The sequence below is a fragment of the Bacillota bacterium genome, assembly GCA_023511455.1.
Taxonomy (GTDB): Bacteria; Armatimonadota; HRBIN16; order HRBIN16; family HRBIN16; genus HRBIN16.
On record JAIMBJ010000006.1, the window covers coordinates 93,301 to 116,509 of the forward strand.

Annotated in this window: 20 protein-coding genes; 10 read left to right on the plus strand and 10 right to left on the minus strand. The window is 57.0% G+C overall.

Annotated features, from left to right (window positions below):
• The first annotated feature begins 146 nt into the window (after window positions 1-146).
• Genes K6U75_05815 through K6U75_05840 form a run of 6 tightly spaced genes read left to right on the plus strand, consistent with a single transcriptional unit; the run spans window position 147 to window position 7,417 of the window.
• Entirely contained in the window at window positions 147-1,166 is a 1,020-nt protein-coding gene (locus tag K6U75_05815) for a hypothetical protein (GenBank protein MCL6474552.1), read from the plus strand.
• Entirely contained in the window at window positions 1,144-2,205 is a 1,062-nt protein-coding gene (locus tag K6U75_05820) for a polysaccharide deacetylase family protein (GenBank protein MCL6474553.1), read from the plus strand. The genes K6U75_05815 and K6U75_05820 overlap by 23 nt, the downstream gene beginning before the upstream one ends.
• Window positions 2,206-2,249: 44 nt before the next feature.
• Window positions 2,250-3,842 (plus strand): hypothetical protein, encoded by a 1,593-nt coding sequence (locus K6U75_05825; protein MCL6474554.1) that lies wholly within the window; start codon window positions 2,250-2,252, stop codon window positions 3,840-3,842.
• Between the two features lie 27 nt (window positions 3,843-3,869).
• Window positions 3,870-4,568, plus strand: coding sequence for a glycosyltransferase family 2 protein (locus tag K6U75_05830; protein MCL6474555.1), 699 nt, complete (start codon window positions 3,870-3,872; stop codon window positions 4,566-4,568).
• A gap of 10 nt (window positions 4,569-4,578) precedes the next feature.
• Entirely contained in the window at window positions 4,579-5,826 is a 1,248-nt protein-coding gene (locus K6U75_05835; protein MCL6474556.1) for a glycosyltransferase family 4 protein, read from the plus strand.
• Window positions 5,819-7,417: a glycosyltransferase family 39 protein gene (locus K6U75_05840; protein ID MCL6474557.1), complete on the plus strand. Its 1,599-nt coding sequence runs from the start codon at window positions 5,819-5,821 to the stop codon at window positions 7,415-7,417. The genes K6U75_05835 and K6U75_05840 overlap by 8 nt, the downstream gene beginning before the upstream one ends.
• Here K6U75_05840 and K6U75_05845 read toward each other — a convergent pair.
• From K6U75_05845 to cysE, 6 genes are read right to left on the minus strand one after another with little or no spacing between them, the layout of a single operon-like run.
• On the minus strand, window positions 7,360-8,259 hold the full coding sequence (locus K6U75_05845; GenBank protein ID MCL6474558.1) for a quinate 5-dehydrogenase: 900 nt from the start codon (window positions 8,257-8,259) through the stop codon (window positions 7,360-7,362). The genes K6U75_05840 and K6U75_05845 overlap by 58 nt on opposite strands.
• Window positions 8,256-8,663 (minus strand): PIN domain-containing protein, encoded by a 408-nt coding sequence (locus K6U75_05850; protein ID MCL6474559.1) that lies wholly within the window; start codon window positions 8,661-8,663, stop codon window positions 8,256-8,258. The genes K6U75_05845 and K6U75_05850 overlap by 4 nt, the downstream gene beginning before the upstream one ends.
• A 2-nt stretch (window positions 8,664-8,665) precedes the next feature.
• Window positions 8,666-8,881, minus strand: coding sequence for a DUF2281 domain-containing protein (locus K6U75_05855; GenBank protein MCL6474560.1), 216 nt, complete (start codon window positions 8,879-8,881; stop codon window positions 8,666-8,668).
• Between the two features lie 43 nt (window positions 8,882-8,924).
• Window positions 8,925-10,364: a VanW family protein gene (locus tag K6U75_05860; GenBank protein MCL6474561.1), complete on the minus strand. Its 1,440-nt coding sequence runs from the start codon at window positions 10,362-10,364 to the stop codon at window positions 8,925-8,927.
• Window positions 10,346-11,761 (minus strand): cysteine--tRNA ligase, encoded by a 1,416-nt coding sequence (gene cysS / locus K6U75_05865; GenBank protein MCL6474562.1) that lies wholly within the window; start codon window positions 11,759-11,761, stop codon window positions 10,346-10,348. The genes K6U75_05860 and cysS overlap by 19 nt, the downstream gene beginning before the upstream one ends.
• Window positions 11,749-12,513, minus strand: coding sequence for a serine O-acetyltransferase (gene cysE / locus K6U75_05870; GenBank protein MCL6474563.1), 765 nt, complete (start codon window positions 12,511-12,513; stop codon window positions 11,749-11,751). The genes cysS and cysE overlap by 13 nt, the downstream gene beginning before the upstream one ends.
• 189 nt (window positions 12,514-12,702) lie before the next feature.
• Between cysE and K6U75_05875 the strand changes: the two genes are divergently transcribed.
• The 3 genes from K6U75_05875 to K6U75_05885 all read left to right on the plus strand — a co-directional run bounded on the left by K6U75_05875 (window position 12,703) and on the right by K6U75_05885 (window position 17,819).
• A complete protein-coding gene (locus tag K6U75_05875; GenBank protein MCL6474564.1) occupies window positions 12,703-14,562 on the plus strand; it encodes a DUF2207 domain-containing protein in 1,860 nt (619 codons plus the stop codon).
• Between the two features lie 12 nt (window positions 14,563-14,574).
• Window positions 14,575-15,111 carry a LemA family protein gene (locus tag K6U75_05880; protein ID MCL6474565.1) on the plus strand — a complete coding sequence of 179 codons (537 nt, stop codon included), beginning with the start codon at window positions 14,575-14,577 and terminating at the stop codon, window positions 15,109-15,111.
• Between the two features lie 143 nt (window positions 15,112-15,254).
• A complete protein-coding gene (locus K6U75_05885; protein ID MCL6474566.1) occupies window positions 15,255-17,819 on the plus strand; it encodes a right-handed parallel beta-helix repeat-containing protein in 2,565 nt (854 codons plus the stop codon).
• A 1-nt stretch (window position 17,820) separates the two neighbouring features.
• On the opposite strand, the gene K6U75_05890 is transcribed toward K6U75_05885, so the two are convergent.
• Window positions 17,821-18,642, minus strand: a complete 822-nt coding sequence (locus K6U75_05890; protein MCL6474567.1) for a sugar phosphate isomerase/epimerase — start codon at window positions 18,640-18,642, stop codon at window positions 17,821-17,823.
• A gap of 152 nt (window positions 18,643-18,794) precedes the next feature.
• Here K6U75_05890 and K6U75_05895 point away from each other — a divergent pair, with 152 nt between their 5' ends.
• The gene (locus K6U75_05895) at window positions 18,795-21,374 is read left to right on the plus strand and encodes a hypothetical protein (protein MCL6474568.1); all 2,580 of its coding nucleotides are present in this window, start codon (window positions 18,795-18,797) and stop codon (window positions 21,372-21,374) included.
• Window positions 21,375-21,377: 3 nt separating this feature from the next.
• Here the strand turns inward: K6U75_05895 and K6U75_05900 are convergent, their stop codons facing one another.
• Genes K6U75_05900 through metK form a run of 3 tightly spaced genes read right to left on the minus strand, consistent with a single transcriptional unit; the run spans window position 21,378 to window position 23,171 of the window.
• The gene (locus tag K6U75_05900) at window positions 21,378-21,725 is read right to left on the minus strand and encodes an ASCH domain-containing protein (protein ID MCL6474569.1); all 348 of its coding nucleotides are present in this window, start codon (window positions 21,723-21,725) and stop codon (window positions 21,378-21,380) included.
• Between the two features lie 18 nt (window positions 21,726-21,743).
• Complete coding sequence (locus K6U75_05905; GenBank protein MCL6474570.1) at window positions 21,744-22,004, minus strand: hypothetical protein; 261 nt, start codon at window positions 22,002-22,004, stop codon at window positions 21,744-21,746.
• Between the two features lie 6 nt (window positions 22,005-22,010).
• Window positions 22,011-23,171 (minus strand): methionine adenosyltransferase, encoded by a 1,161-nt coding sequence (gene metK, locus K6U75_05910; GenBank protein ID MCL6474571.1) that lies wholly within the window; start codon window positions 23,169-23,171, stop codon window positions 22,011-22,013.
• Window positions 23,172-23,209 lie beyond the last annotated feature (38 nt).

A 23,209-nucleotide genomic window follows, 5' to 3' on the forward strand; every position in this document is an offset into this window, starting at 1 on the left:
CCAGTTTTCCTCTCTTGCTTCAGGCGCACCGCTACGCGGCAGGCAGGTGGGGTACATCGCACTATTGCAAACTCATCAAGAGGTATCTACACTCATGGCTGGCAGTATCTGCTCCGATGTTACGCGGCGCGCTATCGCAGGGAAAGATGCGTTCCTTTCGCTCGCGCACGCTGGTATTGAAGCCACCGCGCTTCGAGGGAGATTCGGTGGCGGAGCCTGGAGTACTCTTCACAAAGACCTTTGGCGAACTGGCAATGCTGGTAGACCTGCCGAGGCTGCTCGCGCATTACCGCCTGGTTATCGAGCCCGGCTGGTCAGGTTACGCCGACCCGGTGTTGTTGTACTACTGCCGCTTTGAGACGCATCCTATTATTGTCTGCGCCCCGGAGAGGACCGATTACGAGTTCCTGCAGCAGCTGGGCTCCAACCTGATACCGGTGCTATTTGGGGCGAGCGACTGGGTGAACCCAGAAGTGTTCTATCCTATCGGCGGGATGGAGAAGCGCTATGACGCAGTAATGGTTGCGGGTTGGGCGGTATACAAGCGGCATCATGCCCTGTTTCGCGCTTTGCAGCGATTGCGCCACACCGACATCAGGGTGGCATTGCTCGGATTTGAATGGGAGGGCAGCCGCAGTGAGATAGAGTTGCTGATAGATTATTACGGTACACGGAATCACCTGGACATTTACCAGAGTTTGCCTCCGCCAGAGGTAAACCGGATACTGAATCAGAGCAAGGTCAACCTTATCCTCACTTTGCGTGAAGGTGCAAATAAGAGTATCTTTGAAGGGTTTTTCGCGGATGTACCGGGCATCGTACTCAGGAACAACATCGGCATCAATAAAGATTACATCAACGAGTCTACTGGCAGGTTAATTGAGGAGAGGGAACTCCCAGAGGTTCTTTTATGGTTTCGCGAACACTACCGCGACTTTCACCCGCGTGAGTGGGCGATCCGTCATATCTCGCCGCAGGCGACGACCGCCAAGTTGAACGCTGTGTTGCGGGATATTGCCCAACAGCGCGGCGAGCCGTGGACACGAGATATCGTGGCGAAGACCAACTGTCCTCATCCGATGTACTATCCTGATGGGTCCGTTGCAGAGGGTTTCCCAACGATAGACGACATTTTGCGACAATATGGGCGTTGTAAAGACGATTAAGGCGTTTGTCAAGCACCTGATAGCGGCCCGAATTTACCGCATTCGGGGAGAGCAGCTCATCTCCCAACGGCGGGGTATCGCTATTCTGATGTATCACGAAATCGCTCCGCGCCACACACAGGTCTTTCGGCAGTTTCCGGTGCTGTGCACGGCGCCAGATACCTTCGAGGCGCAGGTGACATGGCTATCACAGCACTTTGAGATTATCAGTATGGATGAGGCGCTGCGGCGGCTGCACGCAGGTATCGCCGATGACAGCCGGGCGGTGGTCATCACCAGCGACGATGGCTGGCGCGGTTTTTATCAACAGGCAATGTCTACCCTTCAGGGACATGGTGCTACTATCTATGTGACAACTGGGGTGCTGCAGGGCGAGGTGCCCTGGTATGTGCGCTGGCGGCTGTTGCTGGAGCATTATCCGCACCTGTTGCGCGTGCTGGCGCATGACCTCGGACGGTTGGAGGCGTTTCGGGATGCAGACAGTGCCATCGCCGCGCTGAAGCAGTTAGATTATGCCCGTATCCGTTCACTCTGGCATCAGGCGATTAATGACGTGCCTTTCGATGAAGCCAGTCTCCCGAAGGACTGGTTTATGCGGCAAGAGGAGTTGCCAACAGCCGTGCAGACCGGTTTTACCATCGGTGCACACACGGTGAATCACCCGATACTGACTCATGAGTTCGATGAGGTTGTCCGACGCGAGATCAGCGAAAGCAAGCAGGTTCTGGAGACCTTGACGGGAATGCCTGTGCGCCATTTTGCTTACCCGAACGGCGACCACAATGAACAGGTGGTGCGCTGGGTGGCAGAGGCGGGCTACGCAACGGCGGTGACGACACAGGCTGGTTGGAACAGGTCAGGTAGTGATGTCTATCGCCTGCGCCGCTTCGACGTGCATGAGACCATGTGTACTGACCATTGGGGGCGTTTTAGCGAGGCCATATTTGCGCTGTATCTCGCTGGGGCTTTTGGTAACTTGGCTCCAACAAACCGAATTTGTGCAAAGATTGCTGGAGGTGGGATGCAATGCGATCGGTGAGGGTATAATTAGGACTTTTGGTTTCCTCAGCAATATACTTCTTTTTGCTTGTCACATTGCCCATTCAGCACTTTGGCGACACTTCTTACTATGTTTCTGACATCAAGAAATACGCTGAGACTGGTGACCCAGCGTTGCTATGGGAAGCGGGGCACCTGCTGTGGCGTCCGATGGGTTACGCCGCGGCTTTCGCAAGTGGTTATATCACCCAACGTCCCTTCGAAGATTCCCACATTGTATCGGTGCTAACCGCGCTCAACGGCGTTCTGGGGTGGCTGTTTGTCACGTGCACCTACCTGATTGCAAGGCAGTTTACTTCTCAACTCCTATCTTCCTCTGTGGCAATTGGCATGGTAATCACTAATGCGTTTCTGAATTATGCTCAATCGGGATGTTCCTACATACCGGGCTTAGCGTTTCTTGCAATGGCAGCTTATACCGCGATTAAGGACCCAGAGAAATCCTCGCTCTTGGACACCCTTGCATTCGCGTTTTTTCTGGCGTTATCTGTCGTCTTCTGGCTGCCCTATGTCCTTGTATTGCCGTCCTTAGCTATACTGTTTGGTCTGCGACGTCATAAGCCTGGCGCATACGTATGTGGAATATTACAAACCTTGGCTGCCAGCGTGGTATTGATTTCGTGTGCTTATCTGGTCGCGTTGTGGTCTGCAGATATCTCCAGTCTGAGCCAAGCAACTGAATGGTTACGAGCATCTTCGCACGGTATCACGCACGAACGTGGAGTACAGCGGGCGGTGTTTGGGTTAGCGAGGTCGTTCGTCTATCTGGGTGATGATGGCAATTTGTTTAAAAGGTTCTTACTGAGAGACCCTTTCAACCCTGTTTCTTTCTTAGAATTAGCCCGAACATCGTTGATAAGGTTCGTAATTTTCTATATGTGGCTTGCTGTATTACTGTATGCTATCTGGCGGTGTACCACGAATGATATGAGAATCAGCGCGTTGTTTGCCATAGGTTGTGTGCTCGGATTTGCGATTTACTGGCAGGGAGGAGATTTAGAGCGTTATTTTCCCGTTTTTCCACTACTGGCTGCTGCAACAGCTGCCACTCTCAGACACGATGGAAAATCAAAACGGTTGCTAATTACAGTACATATAGCTTTTGTCATGATGTTGACCGTCTCAAACATCATTCTTAGGACCATCGAACTAAATGATTTACAGGAAAAGTTGCAGAATAGAGTGCGAACTGTATCTCACCTGCTTGTGTCTGGACAAATTCAACCGGGCGATTTGATGATCCTCGCTACACCGCATGACGAGTTGTTCCACGTGCGCTCCAACTTCCGGGATACTCAGCTCTCGGTTCTAAAGTTGACGCACCCAGTATGGGTCGGTCATAGAGATGCTCCGAAGTGGAGGTCTCAATTATCTAGACAAATATTTGGCATATGGCAACAAGAAAGTCAAGTATGGGTGTCAAAGCGGTTGCTATTGGAAAAGCCGAAAGCATCCTGGAAGTGGGTCGAGGGAGATGACCCCAGGGTTTCTTGGAAAGATATTCACTCTTTCTTTGCGTCGCTACAGTATGGCAAGGTAATAGGGGACGAGGACGGATTTTGCCTTCTCTCGCGAACGCCTACGAATGAACACCTATTGAAGCGCTGGGAGAAGTGAAATTTAGAGCACCGTTGGGAGGACATCATGGAACAGACACCTGAGGTGTCCGTTATAATACCTGTTTTTAACGAAGACGATACCATTGAGCACGTTGTTCGGAGGGTGGCAAGCATCCCCTTGTCCGTCGAAATTATAGTTGTGAACGACGGGTCGCGCGATAGAACTGGAGAGATTCTGGAGCAGCTATCTGCAGCCTACCAGAACTTGGTGGTTGTTTCCCACCCCCGAAATAGAGGTAAGGGTGCAGCCATTCGAACAGGCATAAAGTTTGCGGTTGGCAAGGTGATAATTATACAGGACGCGGACCTTGAGTATGCGCCTGAGGAAATACCTAAAGTAGTGAAACCTATTCTTGAGGGAAAAGTTAAGGTCGTATATGGGACGCGCTTCCATGCCGGACGTCCACCCGGCATGCGTTTTGCGAACTGGGTAATCAATCGTATTTTAGCCTGGATGGCTAACGTGCTATTCGGGGCGCGGATTACAGATGAGGCGACCTGCTATAAAGCTTTTGACGCCAGTTTGCTCAAGTCTATTCCGTTAAGATGTGAAAGGTTTGAGTTCTGTCCTGAAGTAACAGCCAAAGTCCGTAAAGCAGGAGAACAGATACATGAGATTCCAATCTCCTATAGAGCCAGAAGCATAGCGGAGGGCAAGAAGATCCGATGGACTGACGGGGTCGAGGCAATTTGGACGCTGATTAAATACCGTTTCAAAGACTGAGAGAGCAACTGTGCGAATTGGCTTCATCTATTTTGGCACATATCCGGACATCCGCGTGGTGAAGACGACCGATACCCTTGCGAAGGCGGGGTTCGAAGTCATCGTGCTGGCGCGAAACATCAAGGGGGTAACGGAACCCGGCACCTCGCATCCCTACGCTGCCTCACGAAATGTGGAACAGGCGGAATGGCGCGGGCGACTGCATCTGCGCCGTGTGCTGGACAACACAGCTGAAAAATGGCGTGCCCCGCTGACCCTTCCTTACCACATCAACCCTATCTGGAAACGGGCGATACGGGATTTGGTGGTGAAAGACGGCTGCGGGTTGCTCATCGTGCGCGATATGCCGCTGATGCTGGCAGCGACGGCGGTGGGAAAACGCTACGGCGTGCCGGTCATTTTCGACATGGCGGAGAACTACCCCGCGGTGATGGCGGAGTGGCGCAAGTGGGAGGGGCGAGGACGGGCTTTCGTCAATTTTTTCGTCCGAAATATCGCGATAGCAAAAATGGTGGAGCGCGCCGCTATCCGCGCGGCGGACAGGATACTGGTGGTGGTGCCGGAGCATATCGAGCGGGTGGCGCGTCTGCGGGGGACAACAGCGGGAATCGAAGTGATAGAAAACACGCCTGTGCTGGAGGAGCTGGACGCCCTGTATGCCCGTTACCAAAGCCTGCCCGAGTGGCAACCCTGTGAGCAACCGCTGGAGGTGGTTTACGGGGGCAATGTGCATTTCTATCGGGGGATGGACACGCTGTTGCAGGCGGCGGCGATACTGAAAGCGCGCGGGGAAGATGGCATTCGCTGGACGGTGGTCGGCACGGGTAAAGTGGCAGCGCAACTGCAGGCGATGGCAGAGGAACTGGGAGTGACCGACACCGTGCGCTTCATGGGCTGGCAGCCGGATTTAATGGCGTTCGTGTACCGTGCACATCTGGGCTACGACGGGTCGCACGCCTCCGAACACACGCATGTTACCATGCCGAACAAGGTGTATGATTACATGGCGTTTCGCAAGCCGGTGCTGGTATCGGACTGCCGCCCAATGAAGCGGCTGGTGGAGATTCACCGATGTGGACTCGTGTTCCGTTCGCAGGATGCCGAAGATTTGGTGGAGAAGGTGTTACAGCTACGCGACCCCACCCTGCGCGCCCAGCTGGGCGCAAACGGGCGCAAGGCGGTGGAGGAGAGGTATCATTGGGGAGTGGATGGTCGTGAATTAGTAAGAGCTGTGCAGGCGGAGTTGGAGCATGAGTAAAACGAACACTCAGCAAGTGCAGAACCGCCCCGTCTGGGAGTGGGGAGACGGGAGTGCACTTTTTCTTGCGTACGTTGTCGTCTTAGTTGTGCTCTTGGCGGTCAAGGCGAAGACGTCGCTACGGTTGGACGAAGCATACAGTGTCCTTATAGCTAGGCGGTCACTTGCGGAACTAATCATATCTCTCGAGGCCGACACTTGGCCGCCTCTTTATTTCGTTGCCTTGTCATTCTGGATTAGGCTTTTCGGGGACAGTGAGCTGGGCGCACGTTCCTTGTCACTGGTAGTGTTCGTGTTGTGCCTTGGTGCAACATACAAGCTTGCATTCGATATTTTTGGGAATTCCCGGATTGCATTATTCTCCGCTTGGTTGCTGTCGGTCATGTCACTTGCTGTTAACCATGCAACAAACGCGCGCGGGTATATGATGCTATGCCTCGCTTCTGCCATCTCGACTAGGTTTGCTTTAGCCGCGATGTATAGAAAAGGCCGGGAACTGCCCTTCGCAGTAGGTTACATAGCAGCTAGTTTTGCGGGATTGATGACACACTATTCCTTTGGCTATGTGATGTTAGCACATCTAGTTCTTTGCTTTTCCCATTTCCGCGATCGTTTAGCCCTTCTCGTCGTCACACAAGGCATAGCCTCAGGTGTATTCGTGGTAAGTTGGGGCACGATTTTCTGGCATCAGCTTACGGAGATTGCACCTCTTGGTTTGGTGTGGATTAAGCCGACATCGTTGCTGACCCTGATGGATGCGTTAGCGGCACCTTTCGGTTCTGTGACAGGTAGCTCCCGCTATGCTGTCTTCACCGGACTATGTTGGGCAATATTACTAGCGCCGCTGATTGCTACCATACGACCCATGGCTCGCAGGATTGATGATAGTGCAGTGCATCTGATACTGTTGGTATTCGCGGAGCTTGTTGCACTCCTCGTTGTATCAAGATTTAAGCCAAGCTACGTTCCGGGGCGACAGGATGTGATAATTGTGCCGCTGATAGCGATACTGTTTGCACGATGGCTATGTGCGACTATTTCATCACGAACCATCATGTTAGTTCTGGTATCTCTGTCCCTACTCCGGATTGGCGCTACTTCTTATCAAGCATTCAAAGGCGACACAGGCACCGACCGCTGGGTTGCCCGCCAAATCTGCGCAGTGGCTAGCTCAGGCGATGTTGTTATTTTGACCGACCTTTCGTGGTGTGGGATAACTTACTATTTAGGTCGCATTTGTCCCCAAAAGACTGTTGAGCTTGTCGCGTTTCCATCTGATATACCGAGTCATCCTGGATGGAGAAATCTGAACCATATTGCCCAACAAATCGCGGCTGGTTCAGATCTTGAGGCTTTAATCCAGCGCCTAAACACAGCAGGGTCAAAGGGGGCCAGAGCGTTGATAGTGGCTATGTCCCCTTTTCCGGTTTATCAGGAGGTCAGGCAACGACTAAACGCCCATTTCACTCTCCTCAATCGCTGGGCAGTTCCAAATCACGCAAAGACAGGAACATATGTCTCTGAGTTACTATACTACAGTTTTACCCCCACCACCCCTACGTCCCAGCCGAGGCGGGAAAGCCACAGGTGATAGTCCGACTCATGCAGCTCCGCCGAGCCGCTGAGAGCAACGATGAGGGCTTCCAGCACGTTGGTGGCGAAGGTTTCACCGTGGAAGACGGGAGTGGTGGTTAACAGCAGGTCTGCGCCGCGCTCGCGCAGGAACTGCACATCCGCCTGACGCACGGTGTTGGTCAGCATGACTTTCCCCGAAAGGTCGTGGGGGGCGTAGCGGTGGATATAGTGCCAGTCGCCCGCGATGACGTCTGCCCAGCGGAAGTATCGCTCCCAGCGGGGGGTGTTTTGCTCCTGCTTCTCGCCGACCGGGTAGAGCCATTCAAAGGGCAATCGCACCACCACAGGCAGCACCACTCGCGCCAGACGAGCCAGTGTGCGGATATCGCGGATAGGCAGCGGTAATCCAAGCGCGAACAGCGCATCGCCAAAGACGACGCTTCCGGCTTTCTCCGCCAGCGCCTCCGCCATGCCGAAGCGGTCCAGTGCGCTCACCAGCAGCACGTTCTGACTGCTCCAGTCCAGCAGCCCCTTCTGCTCGATGCGCTCCACCGCCCACCGCTCCAGCGTGTTCTTCAAGCCGCTGCCGTCCACCACTGGCGTATGCTGCACAACCGATACCAGCTTCTGCACGTCGCGGAAGGTGTAACGCCGCCCCTGCGCCCACAGGTGCAGGTCACATCCGCCCAGACCGATGGCGTCTACCTTGCCGTCCAGCTCTTGTAGCAGTTGCTGGAACCTTCGCTTGTCGCCGTCGGTGCCGCGCCGCTCGATGCGCACGGGTGTGCCCAAGATTTCGGTTTCCAGCACTTTATCGCGCTTGCTGGAACCGAGGCTGACCGAAACGATGTGTCTCATGGGGATTGCTCCATGAGCTGATGGGGTTCGAGGCGAGTGAGGTCAGTACGGTCGAAATCACGGTCGAAGCTGACAAGATGGGCTGAGTATTGTCTCGCTGCCACATATTGATATGCGTCATCGAAGTCTAAGCGATATTTCTGCATGGTGTCAACGATTTTTGGAAAAGCCTCAGGAGGCAGATTAATCAGCCTGACAGCTGAAGAGCTGAACAGGTCACGCACAAATCGCTCAAGTAGTTCGAACTCCTGGAGCCTAGCCAAGACAACTGCGATAGAATGTAGAGTAAAGTCTGTGACGAGCAGCTGATCAGGGGGGACGCGCTCCAAGAATCTTTGCACTTCCTTGTCGCGCTGCTGCCCTAGCAAGCGTTCTAACCACACGTTCGTATCGACAAGGTACACAATCAGTCCCCTCGCCACTCCAGAGCCTTCTTCTGGAGATCAAGAGCAGTATACTGGTCTGCGTAACGCGCCAGCCCATGCGCCCAGTCCTGACTGAGCTTGCGCGCGGCGTGAGGCGCATGTCGCGACAACAGTAAGTCTACATACTCCTCGACCTGTCGCTGAACGTCCGGCGGCAGACTCTGGATTTTCTCGATTAGCGTTTGCATAAGAATCATCCTCCATTTTGAATATACACCAACCGACAGGGAGATGTAAAGGCTACGGCTCCGGTTGGGTCTCCTGAGCAGGTGCGGTTTCCTGTGCAGATGGTCTGCTGGGCATTGCCTGTCCTACCAGCACAATGCGTGGTTGCGGGCGGTAGTAGTCGGTGGTAACCTTCTCGCGTATGGGAGGCTTGCCAGGCTCCTCGATGATGCGGTAGACGCTCACGCGCCAGCCGCGGTGCCCCTTGTCCCTAACTTTTCGAACGCCAGCGGGAAGGCATGTGGTGGGAAAGGTCTTTGCGGGCGCGGGGATGATGGCATGGACTATCCGCTGCAGTTTCACCGTTCGTCTGTAACGCTCCGCACCCAGCACCCGAACGACCATCCTGCCGTTCTTTGCCTCGGCAACCAGAACGATGGGGCAGGGGGTGTCGTTGCGAAAACGCAGGTCAATCGCGCCGTAAACGACCGTGGCGTCCAGCCCCGCGGGCGCGTATTCGATAGGAAACGCATGGCGGCTACGCTGAACAATCTGCAGACCCGCTTGCAACGCCGCCATGTATACTGTGGTAGAGACCTGACACACCCCACCGCCATCGCCAGGCACCAGCTCGCCTTTCACGATGACCGGCGCCCTGCGAAAACCCTCTTTGAATGTGCGGGGACCGACCACCTCATTGTACGAGAAGGTATCGCCGGGCAGCAGCACGATGCCGTTGATGCTGGCGGCGGCTTTGCGAATGTTGTGGGCGCGGTTGCGCTCGCGCTCCGAGTACCGAGTGGTCGCGACCGTCCATTCAGCATCGATTTCGCGCAGGTGTTCGCTCGTGATGCGCGGTGGCACCGTCTCCATCCTTACCGCGCATACGCCATGTCCGCTGCGCACCGCCTCCTGAATCAGCGCGCCGGTGTTTGCGGGCAGGCGGTAACCTGCCTTTTCTGGGATAACCTCCCACTGTCGCGCTGCCAGGTAGCGCAGGCGCGCGTCCTGCGGTGCCGACTCTACCTGGCAACGCCACCGCTTCAGCCACCCCTGAAGGCGGTGGTCATCGAAGTGAAAAACCGGAGAGACGTTTGGCGATACCTGCTGTCCGGTAGCGGCAAGAACCGTGCGCCACCACACGGGATAGCGACGCGCCATCGTCTGCACGCGTTGCAGCGTCTTCTCTAAGTCCCAAGATGCCCCAAGTTCTCCATAGCGGACGCGGGCTTGCAGAACACCACCGTCGGGACGGAACGCCTGCACCAGCAGCACGTTCTGCTGCCAGTGGCGAGCGGCGGCTTCCAGCTTCTGGCGGCTATCCGGCGACATCGGGTCAATATCCATCCCCGCAACCGTCCAGATACCGGTTGGGTGAATGTGCGCCTGGCGCGCGAAAAACGAAATCACCCCCGCACCCGCCGCCAGTACCATGAGCCCAAACCAAATCATCAGGTGTGAGCGGCGGACAAGGGGCATTCGCGCTGCCTGTTTGCTCAGGAGCTTCGTCTCCACGTGGTGCCCGTCACGCTATCTTCCAGGATAATGCCCAGCTCGCGCAGGTCGTCGCGGATGCGGTCAGCAAGCGTCCACTCACGTTTCTCTCGCGCCATCTGCCTCCACGCAATCGCTTTTTCAATCAACCGGAGGGCGAAGGAGTCATCCAGACCACCTTCCTCTTCTTCCAGCCGATGGATGCCGAGCAGATTGCCGAAGAGCCTCACCGTGGCGACCAGTGACGTTAGGTCGTTGCGGGCTTGCTCGTCGCTCTGCACCTGGATGGCGGTGGTCAGGCGGTTGATTTCGCTGATGGCATCGAAGAGCACGGAGATGGCCGCCGCCGTATTGAAGTCGCTGTTCATGGCATCGGCGAAGCGGTGATAGTAATGCTCGGCGATGGGAGCATCTTCTGGGGCGGCAGGCAGGACGCGCCTCGCGTTACGCAAGGCAGTTCGGATGCGCCGCAGGGCGGATTGTGCTTCCTGCATTCGTTCCCGGCTGAACTCAATGGGGCTGCGGTAGGCGGTGGAAAGCAGGAACAGGCGCAACACGTCCGGCTCGAACTCTGCCAGTATCTCCTCGGCGGTGAAGAAGTTACCCACCGACTTGCTCATCTTCTCCTGACGCAGGTTCACCGAACCCCAGTGCATCCAGTATCGGGCGAACACACCGTCCAGATACGCCTCGCTTTGGGCGATTTCGTTTTCGTGGTGAGGGAACACCAGGTCGTTACCGCCGGCGTGGATATCGAAGCCTGGTCCCAAGTATTTCAGGCTCATCGCAGAGCACTCGATGTGCCAGCCAGGACGTCCCTTGCCCCATGGGCTTTCCCAGTACGGCTCGCCGGGTTTGGCGGCTTTCCACAGGGCGAAGTCGGCAGGGTCGTCCTTGCGCTCGTCTACTTCGATACGATAGCCCGCGCGTACCTCGTCCAGATTGCGCCCTGAAAGCTTGCCGTATTCGGGGAAGCTGGACACATCGTAATAGACATCGCCATCCACCACGTAGGCGTGTCCCTTTTCGATGAGCCGTTCGATCATACGGATGATTTCGTCCATGTTCTCGGTGACGTGGCAGTAATGCACGGGCAGTATGCCCAATCGCTCCATCACTTCGATATACTTTTTAGCGTATTTATCGGCGACCTCAGCGGGGGTAATCCCCTCCTTCGCCGCGGCGGCGATAATCTTGTCATCGATGTCGGTGAAGTTCTGCACCATGTGTACTTCATAGCCGAGATGCATGAACCATCGGCGGACGGCATCGAACACGATAGCCCCCCGCACATGCCCGACATGGGGCGGTCCCTGTACGGTTAAGCCGCAGGCGTAGATAGAGACCTTGCCGGGCTCTCGCGGAACGAACTCTTCCTCGCGTCGGGTCAGGCTGTTGTAGATTCTCAGCGGCAGCATGTGTCCCCCTCGTCGTGATGTGCATGTGTCAAGGTATGATACCGAATGGCGTCCAGTTCCCCGCCGTAGCGTTGAATCACTTCGTTCTGCTGGTCAATCTGCTTCTGCAAAATCTCTACCTGCTGTTGCAGTAATTCAATCTGCTGTCGCAGGTTCTGGATAATCTCATCTTCCGGGTCGATTTTGTTGATCACGTTATCCATGACGGGCGGCGGCTCTTCCACGCGCTTGCCGTCGCGGATGACGATGCGCCCCGGCACGCCTACTACCGTACAGTTCGGTGGAATGTCTTTGTTCACGACCGCGTTCGCGCCGATGCGGCAATTATCTCCGATGGTGATGGGACCGATGATTTTGGCGCCCATGCCAATCAGCACGTTGTTGCCGATGGTGGGGTGGCGTTTGACCCGCTCCAGCGTGGTTCCGCCCAACGTCACCTGATGGTACATCAGCACATCGTCGCCAATCTCAGCGGTTTCGCCAATCACCACCCCCATGCCGTGGTCGATAAAGAAGCGTCGTCCGATCTTTGCGCCCGGGTGGATTTCGATACCGGTCAGGAAGCGATTGACTTGCGATAGCAAGCGGGCAAGAAAAAGAAGACGATGGTTCCACAGCCAGTGGGCGACACGGTGCATCCATACGGCGTGCAGACCGGGGTAGGTCAGAACCTCCCAGACGCTACGCGCCGCGGGGTCTTTGCGGAAGACGGTTTGGATGTCTTCCCGAATACGCTGCCAAATACGCCACATAAAGGACGCCTTTCGATTCTGTCATGCTGGTATAAAGAAGTATAGCATACCAGAAGGTAAGGTTTCAACGGGGACGAGGAATATCAAGCTGGCTCAAAGGTGTGCCTGTGCGCCGTGTCGATGACGTCGCGAAACAGGTTTTATCGCCAAGCTGTCGAAATGAGTAACAGTATTCGCAAGGGGTGCTTTATGCAAAGACCATCATGGGTTGGCGTATGCCTGTTGTTACTGACGCTTGCGACGGCGTCTGCGAAAGAGTATGACCACCCCCTCATTGCGCAAGTTTACCGCCTGCAGGCAAACGGCGATGCCGAGGTGGAAGAAGTGCGCGTCTTCCGCTTTTCCGGTTCCTTCAGCTGGGCGAACCTGAAGCGTAGCACCCGAGGACAGTACGGCAGCTACGGGATTGAGTACCTCGGCGTGTGGGATGCCGACACGAATCAGCCATTGCCTTATTCCCAGACATCGGAAGGCGAGTATGCGGTACTGCGCTGGGAATATCAGGCAAGGGACACCACCAAGCGGTTCCTGCTGCGCTACCGCATTCGCGGCGCGGTGCAGAGGTATTCGGATGTGGCTCAGTTCTACTGGAAGGCGATAGAGGACGAACATGCTCCGCTGGATGAAGTGCAAATTACAATCGTGCCTCCGGCTGCCAGCCTGAAGCTTTTCAAGGTGTTTGTGCACAGGCGCGCCGCGCCCGGAAAACTGCATATCCACCCGGATTTCACCCGCGCCGAGATACGGCAGACAAACATACCCACCGATAGCTTTGTGGAAGTGCGGGTGATGCTTGACCCCGCTATTTTCGCCAGCGCACCCCTGCAGGCAGGCAATCGCTATGAGGGTTTTCTGGAAGAGGAACGCCGTTTCGCTGAAAGGGAACTGCGCGAAGCCAGACGGCGGGCGCAAATCACCAAAATTGTCGACGCACTGGTTGCCGTGGAGATACCTGTCGTCGTTGTGCTCGGCTTCGGATTCCTTGGCTACCTGCTGGTCACTTACAACCGCTATGGGCGCGAGCCCGAGCTGCCAGAGATAGAGTACGTGCGCGAGCCACCGCGTGACCTGCCTCCCGCCGTGGTGCCAGCTATTCTCACGCAGGGCAAGACGGTGCCGCTGGAAGTGGTCAAGGGTTTCTCTGCCACCGTGCTGGAGGCAGCGAGGCTGGGGTATCTGCGCATCGAGGAGTTCGAAAATAGGAAGTTGTTGGGACTGGTGCGTAGCATCGAGCGGCGTTACGTGCTTACTCCTGAGGGCAGCGCCTTGCTCAGGGATGGCAAAGTAGAACCACAAGGGCGGAAGGGGCGCGTGCTGGAGCCTCTGGAGCAAGAGGCACTGCGTGTACTGTTTTTACGGGCTGGTGATGGCGAGTCGGTGACAGAGAGTGAGCTGCGTCGGTGGGCGGAGAAGACCTCCGGTAGCAAAACGCAGGTGTATCGATTTGTAGAGAGGTGGGGTAAAGCGCTGCGACGATGGTTTGAGAAACAGTATTTCAGGCTTGATGACCCGGCAAGTGAGAAAGCGAAGAAGCGCTTCTGGAAGAACCTTCTGATTATTGGAGGTATCGGCACGCTGGTAACGCTGCCGGTGAGCCTGTTCACCCTGCTGCCACTTGGAGTGGTGCTGTCTGTGATTGCGGGTGTATCCCTCTCGCGGCGAAGCCCTGAAGCCGCACAAGAGTACCAGCGCTGGGATGCCTTCAGGCGGTTCATGACCGACTTCTCCGCCATGCGCGAGGCAGGTGCAGACCTGTTGCCCTTGTGGGAGCAGTATCTTGTTTACGCGGTGTCACTGGGGGTAGCGGACAAACTCATTCACCATCTCGCGCTGGTTGCGCAGGAACATGGCTACACCCTGACCAGCCCCTCTTGGTACCAGAGCGCGTCGGCGGACAGGTTTTCTGCGGACTCGGTGGCAGGTATGACGAACTTTGTGCAAAACCTTCAGAGCCTGACCAGTGCGCTTTCTTCCAGCACCAGCAGTGGTGGCGGCTTCAGTGGCGGCGGGGGTGGCGGTGGCGGTGGAGGGAGTAGCAGTGCAGGATAAGGAGAGAGAACAATGTGGACGATTGTCATCGTGTTGATAGTCGCCATCTGGGCAATAGCCACCTACAACCGTTTGCTGGTCTATCGCCATCGGGTAGAGAACGCGCGAGCGCAGGTGGATGTGCAGCTGAAGAGGCGGTATGACCTGATACCCCGACTTGTCGAGACGGTACGCGGTTACGCCCAGCACGAGGAGCGTATCTTCGAGCGCATCGCGGAGCTGCGGACGCAGGCGTTGCAGTCGCTGACGCCCCAGCAACAGGAAGCTCTGGAGGAGGAGGTGCGTCACGGCATCAGCAATCTCATTGCTCTGGCTGAGTCCTATCCTGAGCTGAAGGCGAATCAGAACTTCCTGAGCCTTCAGGAGGATCTGAGCGACACTGAGGACAAAATCCGCTACGCCCGCCAGTTCTATAACGACACCGTCATGCGCTACAACCTGTCCATCCAGCGCTTCCCGACCCTGCTCATTGCACCGCTGATGGGTTTCCGCGAGCAGCCGTTGTTCACGCTGGACCACGCGGTGCAGGAGAGGGAAGTGCCCGGATAGCTGCTTTTTGATTGAGACCTAACCACGCAGACAGGCGGGAGTGTACATTTTATCTGGTGCCGCCTTTCCTCATCCTCTGTTGACATTACTGGCAAAGAACACTATGATAGTATCGCAAAACATCTGAGAAAGGAGAGAGGAAGATGGCACGCTCGGTCAGCCTTTGGGGCGTCCTTTCCTGCGTACTCTTATTCCACGCGTCTGTGCTTGCCAGAACCCTGTACGTGACCACAGATGGCGATGACGCAAACAGCGGCGAGAGCTGGGCGCAGGCAAAGCGTACGGTCGGCGCGGCGGTCTCTGCGGCAGTTTCCGGCGATGAAATCTGGGTTGCCCGGGGCGTGTATCAGGAGAACCTCATCCTGGAGGGGGGCATTAAACTCCATGGTGGTTTTGTCGGCACAGAGACCACCCTGGACGAACGTCCGCCTTTCCCTCGCCCGGAGCCTGACCCCAACGAGACGGTGCTGGATGGCGGGCAGATAGACAGGGTAATCACCGTTTTGGATACCGAGACGGCGGCAGTGCTGATAGATGGTTTCACCATCCGTAACGGTTCGCAAGCGGACTATGGTGGAGGGGTGTACTGCGTATCGGCGCCGTTACATATACAAAACTGCACTGTTACCGGGTGTGTTGCCCTGATTAGAGGGGGAGGCATCTGTTTCGGAGCGGGATCGCACATCCGCAACTGCATCATCACGTATAACGAGGCGCTGGGAGGGGGTGGTCTGTGCGGTGGTGGCGAGCAAGAGATCACCCTGATTGAGGACTGTTTCATTGCCTACAACAGGGCTGGCACCGGAGGCGGTTTTGATTTTCAGGGCGGGCGCACCGAGATGCGACGGTGCAGTTTTGAGGGCAATGTCGCCACCTATGAGGGTGGTGGAGGCATCGTGTCGATGACATGTGTGCTGCGTCTGCTAGAGTGCAGCTTCATCGAGAACGTCGCCGGCACTGACGGAGGTGCTTTAGAACACATCGGCGAGAACACCGAGATAATCAAATGTCAATTTGTCGGCAATCAGGCTGTCACCGGCGGAGCCATCATGTGTACGCGCTGGGGGCTGGCTGTCAGTGATAGCACCTTTTTGCGGAACAGTGCTTCCCGCTGGGGCGGTGCGGTACGACTGTTTTATACCGTCAGCAACCCGAGATTCCAGCGATGCGTGTTTATGTACAACACCGCTTCCTACGGTGGTGCAATCCTCGCGGACAACTACACGATGGGCTCTTTTGGAGACTGTATCATTGCCCGCAACACCGCGCGGGTAGACGGAGGAGGAGTGGCACTGTATTATCATTGCCTGACCACTTTCTTTGGCTGTACCATCGCCGATAACTATGCCTGGCGCGATGGCGGTGGGATGTTCTTGATGACGACCAGCTACTATCAACAGGTGTCCAACTGCACGATTATCCGCAATCGGGCGTTGGGAAGCGGTGGAGGTATAGTCTTTACCGATTCTGCGTCGCCCGGCATTCAGCGCTGCGTCGTCATCAGTAATTCTGCGGTGCGCGACGGCGCAGGCATATTCTGTCGCACAGGTAGCTCTCCCAAACTGGAGGATTGCCTCATCCTCGACAACGCGTCCGAGAACAACGGGGGAGGGGTCTACCTCATAGATGGCTCCAATGCGGTTCTTGACGGGTGTGCCGTCGCCTACAACAGCACCAAGAACTCCGGCGGCGGTATCTACGCCTACAATGCCTCGCCGGTAGTGACCAGCAGTTTAGTCTCTGGCAACACTGCCAGCTACTACGGAGGCGGACTGTACTGCGAATGGCGTGCATCTCCACAGGTGTTGAACAGCCTGATACTGGATAACACCGCGCAGCGGTACGGGGGCGGCATGTACATCTACCGCGAGTGCGTTCCTGTTGTGACGAACTGTACATTTGCATTCAACACCGCACCCAATCAGGGAGGCGGCGTCTACACGTACGGCTCGTCGCCCTCTATCGTCAACACGGTTGTGGCGTTCAATACCTCCGGTATCTTCCGGTCGGGAGGTAGCCCAGTTCTGCGCTATAACTGCGTCTACGGCAACACCGCCTACAATTACAAGGGCATCACCGACCCTACGGGCACCAACGGCAATATCTCGGTAGACCCGCTGCTGACCGGACGTAACGGGCACCTGTTGCCCGGCTCGCCGTGCGTCGATGCGGGTGATAACGGATCTGCCAGTGGCGACTGGAAGGATGTGGACGGCGAGGCACGTATTGCGGGAGCGTCGGTAGACATAGGCGCGGATGAGTTCTTACCGCCAACGGTCAGCGGCACACTTACGTTTGGCGATTACAGCGCACCGGTTCCGCCTGTGGTGGATATGGAAGTGCGCATGGGTGCCGCTTCTGTGATACGCGCGGTCTGGCTCGGAGCCGATGGTTCATTCACACTGCCATCCGCGCCCACTGGCACGTTTGACCTGTCCCTCAAGCCTTCGCACTGGTTGAGACGAACGGTGGGGGTGGATACCTCGTTTGGCAGCGTGCAGGGAGTGGACATCCAGCTGGTCAACGGCGATATCGATGGGGACAATGAGGTAACCCTGCTGGACTTCGGACAGATGGTTGCCGCGTTCGGAGCCGTGCCCGGCGACGAGAACTGGAACACGAACGCCGATTTAGACGGTGATGGAGAGGTGACGCTCTTCGATCTCGGCGTGCTGGTGCGCAATTTCGGCGAGATAGGGGACGAGTAGTTTATGCAGTCCTGCCGAGAGCACGCAGCAGGTTTCTCAGGCTGACGGCGGCGATGGTTTCCGCACCGTCCGAATAATCGAACACCTCCACCGACACGTAACCTTTGTAGCCGACCTCCTGCAGTGTTTGCAGGATAGGCGCGATGTCCACATCACCCATGCCGGGCCCTTTCAGATTGGGGTCGTTGGCATGGAAGTGCGCGAACCAGCCTGCGGAGTCACGGATAATCTGTGGGATGGGCGTGCCTTCGGAGCTCATCGCTTTGATGTCGAGAATGATGCGGGCGGCAGGGCTATCCAGCGACCGTGCGAATCGAACGGCGTCTTCCGCACGGTTGAGGAAGTTGGTCTCTGCGGGAGAAAGCGGTTCGATGCACCACGTGACACCGCGCTCCTCCGCCGCCTTCACCGCAGGGCGCAGGGTCTCCTGTGCCCAGTCCCACGCCTGTTCGTGCGAGACGCCCGGTAGCACACTGCGCTGTTTAGGCGAGCCTAGCACCAGCACCTTGCCGCCGATGTCGGCGCAGAAGTGTGCCAGCGCGACCAGGTATTGTGCAGTGCGGCGGCGAACTTCCGCATCAGGAGTGGTGAGATGCAGTCCCTCCGGCTTGACCAGCAGCCAGTGCAGTCCGGCAATCTCCACGCCTGCCTCGCGTGCCTGCTGGCGGATAGCGCGGCGCTCATCAGGAGTGATTTGCTCCACATTGTCCGCGAGCGTGAAGGGGGCGATTTCCACCGCGTGATAGCCCAGTCCCGCGCAGTAACGCATCACGCGCGGCAGATCCCATCCCTGGAACAGCTCATTACAAATGGCAAAGCGCATCCATGACCTCCCCGACGGATGTCGCGTCCATTGTACCGAAAACGCGATGGCTCGTCAAGCGAGAAGCAGGAAATCGTGAAGGAGCCATCGTAGCACGTTTCATAAACAGGCTTGTGGAGCGTTGTCATCACTTCGTTGTGCAGGAGAGACGCATGAAAGCCAAAAACCCGCAAATCCCGTACACGCTGGCTGAACTATTGGCGCAGGGTAAACCCCGTCTCTATCGGGGAAGGCAGCTGGACCAGATTGCCTTTCCATTGGGTGGTATCGGCACCGGCACCATCTCGCTGGGCGGGTGGGGGCAGCTGCGCGACTTCGAAATCTTCAACCGCCCGCACAAAGGTTTGATGTTTGATTATACCTTCTTTACCTTGCATGCAAGCACCGCCGACGGTTATTCGGTCACGCGCGTGGTGCAGGGTCCAGTCGGTGGAGACAACTTCGCCGGCGACGGCAGCGGTGGCTTGAATCGAACAAACGGCGGTGGTTTGCCACACTTTCGCACGGCGGTGTTCGAAGGGGCGTTCCCATTTGCACGGCTCCATCTGGAAGACCCCAAAGTGCCCCTGCGCGTGAAGCTGGAGGCATGGAACCCCTTTATCCCGCTGAACCCCGACGACTCCGGCTTGCCCATCGCCATTTTCGACTTTACGCTGTACAACCCCACTGACGCAATGGTAGAGACGGTGCTGTACGCCAATCTGGAGAACAAGCTGGGTTATCCCGACACTGGTGGCGGGGTAATCGAACCGTATCACAGCGACGGGCTGCGCGGCTTGAAGATGTCCACACGCAAACATCCCCCAGAATCGCCTCGCTACGGCACGCTGGCGCTGGTAACCCCATACGACCGGGTAAAAGTGCAGACCCACTGGCTGCGCGCGGGGTGGTTTGACACGCTGGACGACTTCTGGCGGCAGGCGAGCAGGGGAGACCTGCGTGAGAACACCGAACCTGCCAGCCGTGAGCAGGGAACGGACGTGGGCACAATCGCCCTGCAAGCGACGGTTCCGCCCTGCGGAGAGGTACGCTTATCCGTCTGGATTGTCTGGCACATGCCCAACTTCGAGATGTACTGGTCGCCCGCCGAGCCAAAGCCTATTTGGAAGAACTATTATGCCACCCTGTATCCCGATGCGATTGCCGTCGCGGAATATGTCGCCCAGAACATCACCCGACTGGAGAAGGATACCCGCGTCTTCACCGATGCACTCTGGTCGTCCACTCTGCCCGAGCCCGTGCTGGATGCAGTGAGCTCGCAAATCTCCATCCTGAAAACGACGACCTGCCTGCGCCTGCCTGACGGTACGTTCTATGGGTTTGAGGGATGCAATCCCCAGCATGGCTGCTGCGAGGGAACCTGCACGCACGTATGGAACTACGCGCAGGCGCTGGCATATCTGTTCCCGTCGCTAGAGCGCAGTATCCGCGAAAAGGACTACGCGATTAACCTGCACGCGGACGGCCACATGACCTTCCGAATGCCCCTGCCGTTGGGCACTATCCCCGAACCCACGTTCCACGCCGCGGCGGATGGGCAAATGGGCGGCATCCTGAAGATGTACCGCGACTGGCAGGTCTGTGGTAATGACGAATGGCTGCGCGCCTTGTGGCCCAGTGTCAAACGCGCGCTAGAGTACGCGTGGGTCCAGTGGGACAGGGACAAGGACGGCGTCATGGAGGGAGTTCAGCACAACACCTACGATATCGAGTTTCACGGTCCCAACACCATGATGGGCAGTTTTTATCTGGGCGCGCTGCGGGCGGCTGAAGAGATGGCGCGCTATCTGGGAGAACAAGACAAAGCGGAAGAGTACCGCAGGGTCTACGAGAGCGGTCGGGCGTGGATGGATGAGCATCTGTTCAACGGCGAGTTCTACATCCACGAGGTGCGCCCCGCCTCGCCCGAGATGTCCACTGACCTACAAGACCCCAACGCCCCTCGATACCAGCTGGGCAAAGGATGTCTCTCAGACCAGCTCATCGGGCAGTGGTATGCGCGCATGTTGAGGCTGGGCGACCTGTTTGCATCCGAGCATGTGCGCAGGGCGTTGCAGTCGGTCTTCCGCTATAACTGGAAAAGCGACCTCTCGGAGCACGCCAACCCGCAGCGTATCTACGCTCTGAACGACGAAGCGGGATTGCTGCTCGCAACGTGGCCGCATGGTGGCAGACCGTTGTTCCCGTTCCCGTACTCGGATGAGGTATGGACGGGCATCGAGTATCAGGTCGCCAGCCATCTTATCTACGAAGGCTTCGTCGAGGAAGGGCTGGCTATCGTGAAGGGGGTGCGCGACCGCTACAACGGCGAACGGCGCAACCCGTGGAACGAGTTCGAATGCGGCAACCACTATGCCCGCGCCATGGCGTCGTACGCGCTGTTGCTGGCTCTATCCGACTTCTTCTACTCCGCGCCGAGAGGATTACTGCGTTTTGCGCCGCGCATATACCCGGAAGATTTCGCCTGCTTCTTCTCGGTCGATTCGGGGTGGGGTGTAGTGAGACAAACCTTCGGTGCAGGCTATAAGCGGGCAGAGGTGCAGGTTCACAGGGGCAGCGTGACGCTGCGCGAGGTGCAGCTCGGCTTCGCGGTGCAACAGCCGCACGTGCATGTGGTGGGTAAAGCCGTACAGGCGACCACCACCCCGCTTGCGGAAGGAGGTACACGGGTCACCTTTGCAGAGCTGGTGACAGTGCGGCAGGGCGAGACGTTGGTGATCGAAGGGGCGTAGAATCTACTCCTCCACCGGTGAGAAGTAGATAACGGTGACAATCTCCTCCATCGCGAGGGGGCGATCGTAGATGCGCTCCAGCAAGTCGCGCACGTCCTCGGCGGTGCGAAACTCGGGGTTCTCACGGCTGATGTCGCGTGGGGTGAGCTCCGCCAGCGGTTTGACCTCCACGCGGTCGATGATGGCGGTGAACAGCTTGTGCCTGCGGGCGAAGCGGTTGCCGACGGTAACCCATACCAGCTGCCCCGCGCGATACTTGTCGGTTTTGTCGCCCAGACGAATGGTGACCGTCTTGCGATGGCTGCGCAACAGGTTCTCGTAAATATCGGGATAAAAGTTCAGTGCAAACATTGCGCTCACAGTTTCCCTCTAATCCTCACCGATTTGTTGTTGCAAGGCGTCGGCAGACAGTGTAAAGCGGATAGAATCTTCGACGAATTGTGTAATCAGTTCCTCTTCGTACAGCACGCGCACCTGCTCGCGCGTCTGTTCAATCTGCTCGGGCGGCGTGGAGGGGTCTTCCTCCATCCGGCGCAGCTTTGCCTCCAGTGCGTGTCGCAGCTCGCGCAGTGTGGAGGCTCGGGGCTTACCGTCCAGAAACTCTTCGATGACCCGCTCCACGTCGTCCATATCTCGCTATTTCAGTAAGTGTGCCTTATCGGTCTTCTCCCAGGGGAACTCCGGATTGCCGAAGTGCCCGTTCTTCGCGGTGCGCAGATAGCATACGTTTTCCGTCAGCAGACCGAGGTCGCGGATAATGGAACGCGGGCGGAAATCGAAGATGTCCATCACCCGCTTCAGAATCTGCTCTTCTGGGATGGTGTTCGTACCGAAGCAGTCGATCGTCAAAGACACCGGTTCGGCTCGTCCGATAGCGTAGGCGATTTGCAATTCGCACCGTTCCGCCAGTCCTGCTGCCACGACATTCTTCGCCACGTAGCGCATCATATAGGTCGCCGAGCGGTCGACTTTGGTGGGGTCTTTGCCTGAGAACGCGCCGCCGCCGTGTCGAGCCATGCCACCGTAGGTGTCCACCATGATTTTGCGACCGGTAACGCCCGTGTCCGCCTGTGGTCCTCCGATTTCGAAACGCCCCGTCGGGTTGCACAGGAAACGGAAGTCTCCTTTGTTGAAGGGCTGATAATGCTTCAGTACCGGCTCCAAAACGTGCTCTTTGACGATTTCCATCACATCCTGCTGTGACAGATGGGGTTCGTGTTGCGCGGAAACGAGTACCGTGTCGATACGATAGGGCTTGCCATCCACGTATTCGATGGTCACCTGCGACTTGCCGTCGGGACGTAAGCCGAGTTCGGGATTCTGCTTGCGTACCTGCGCCAGCTGGCGGGTGAGGTGGTGCGCAATGGTGATGGGCAGGGGCATCAGCTGTTCGGTTTCGGTGCAGGCATAACCGAACATCATACCCTGGTCTCCCGCGCCGCCCGTGTTGACGCCCTGCGCGATGTCCGGCGATTGCTTCTGGATGGCAACCATGACGCCCGTTGTATCGCCATCGAAGCCGTAGTCGGTGTGCGTGTAGCCGACATCGTTAATGGTCTTTCGCACCACATCGGGGATTTCCACGTAGCCGTGCGTGGTGAGCTCACCAGCAACGACCGCCAGCCCGCGTGTGAGCAGTGTTTCGATGGCAACCCGCGAGTACTCTTCGATGGGCAGGTTTGCCTCGCGGTCCTGTTTCAAACATTCGTCCAGAATGGCATCGCTAATCTGGTCCGCCAGTTTATCGGGGTGTGCCTCGGTCACGCTCTCCGAGGTAAAAAGCATCCGTCTTGCCATCTTGCTGTCCATCCTTTTCTGCCCCATCAGGCATGGGA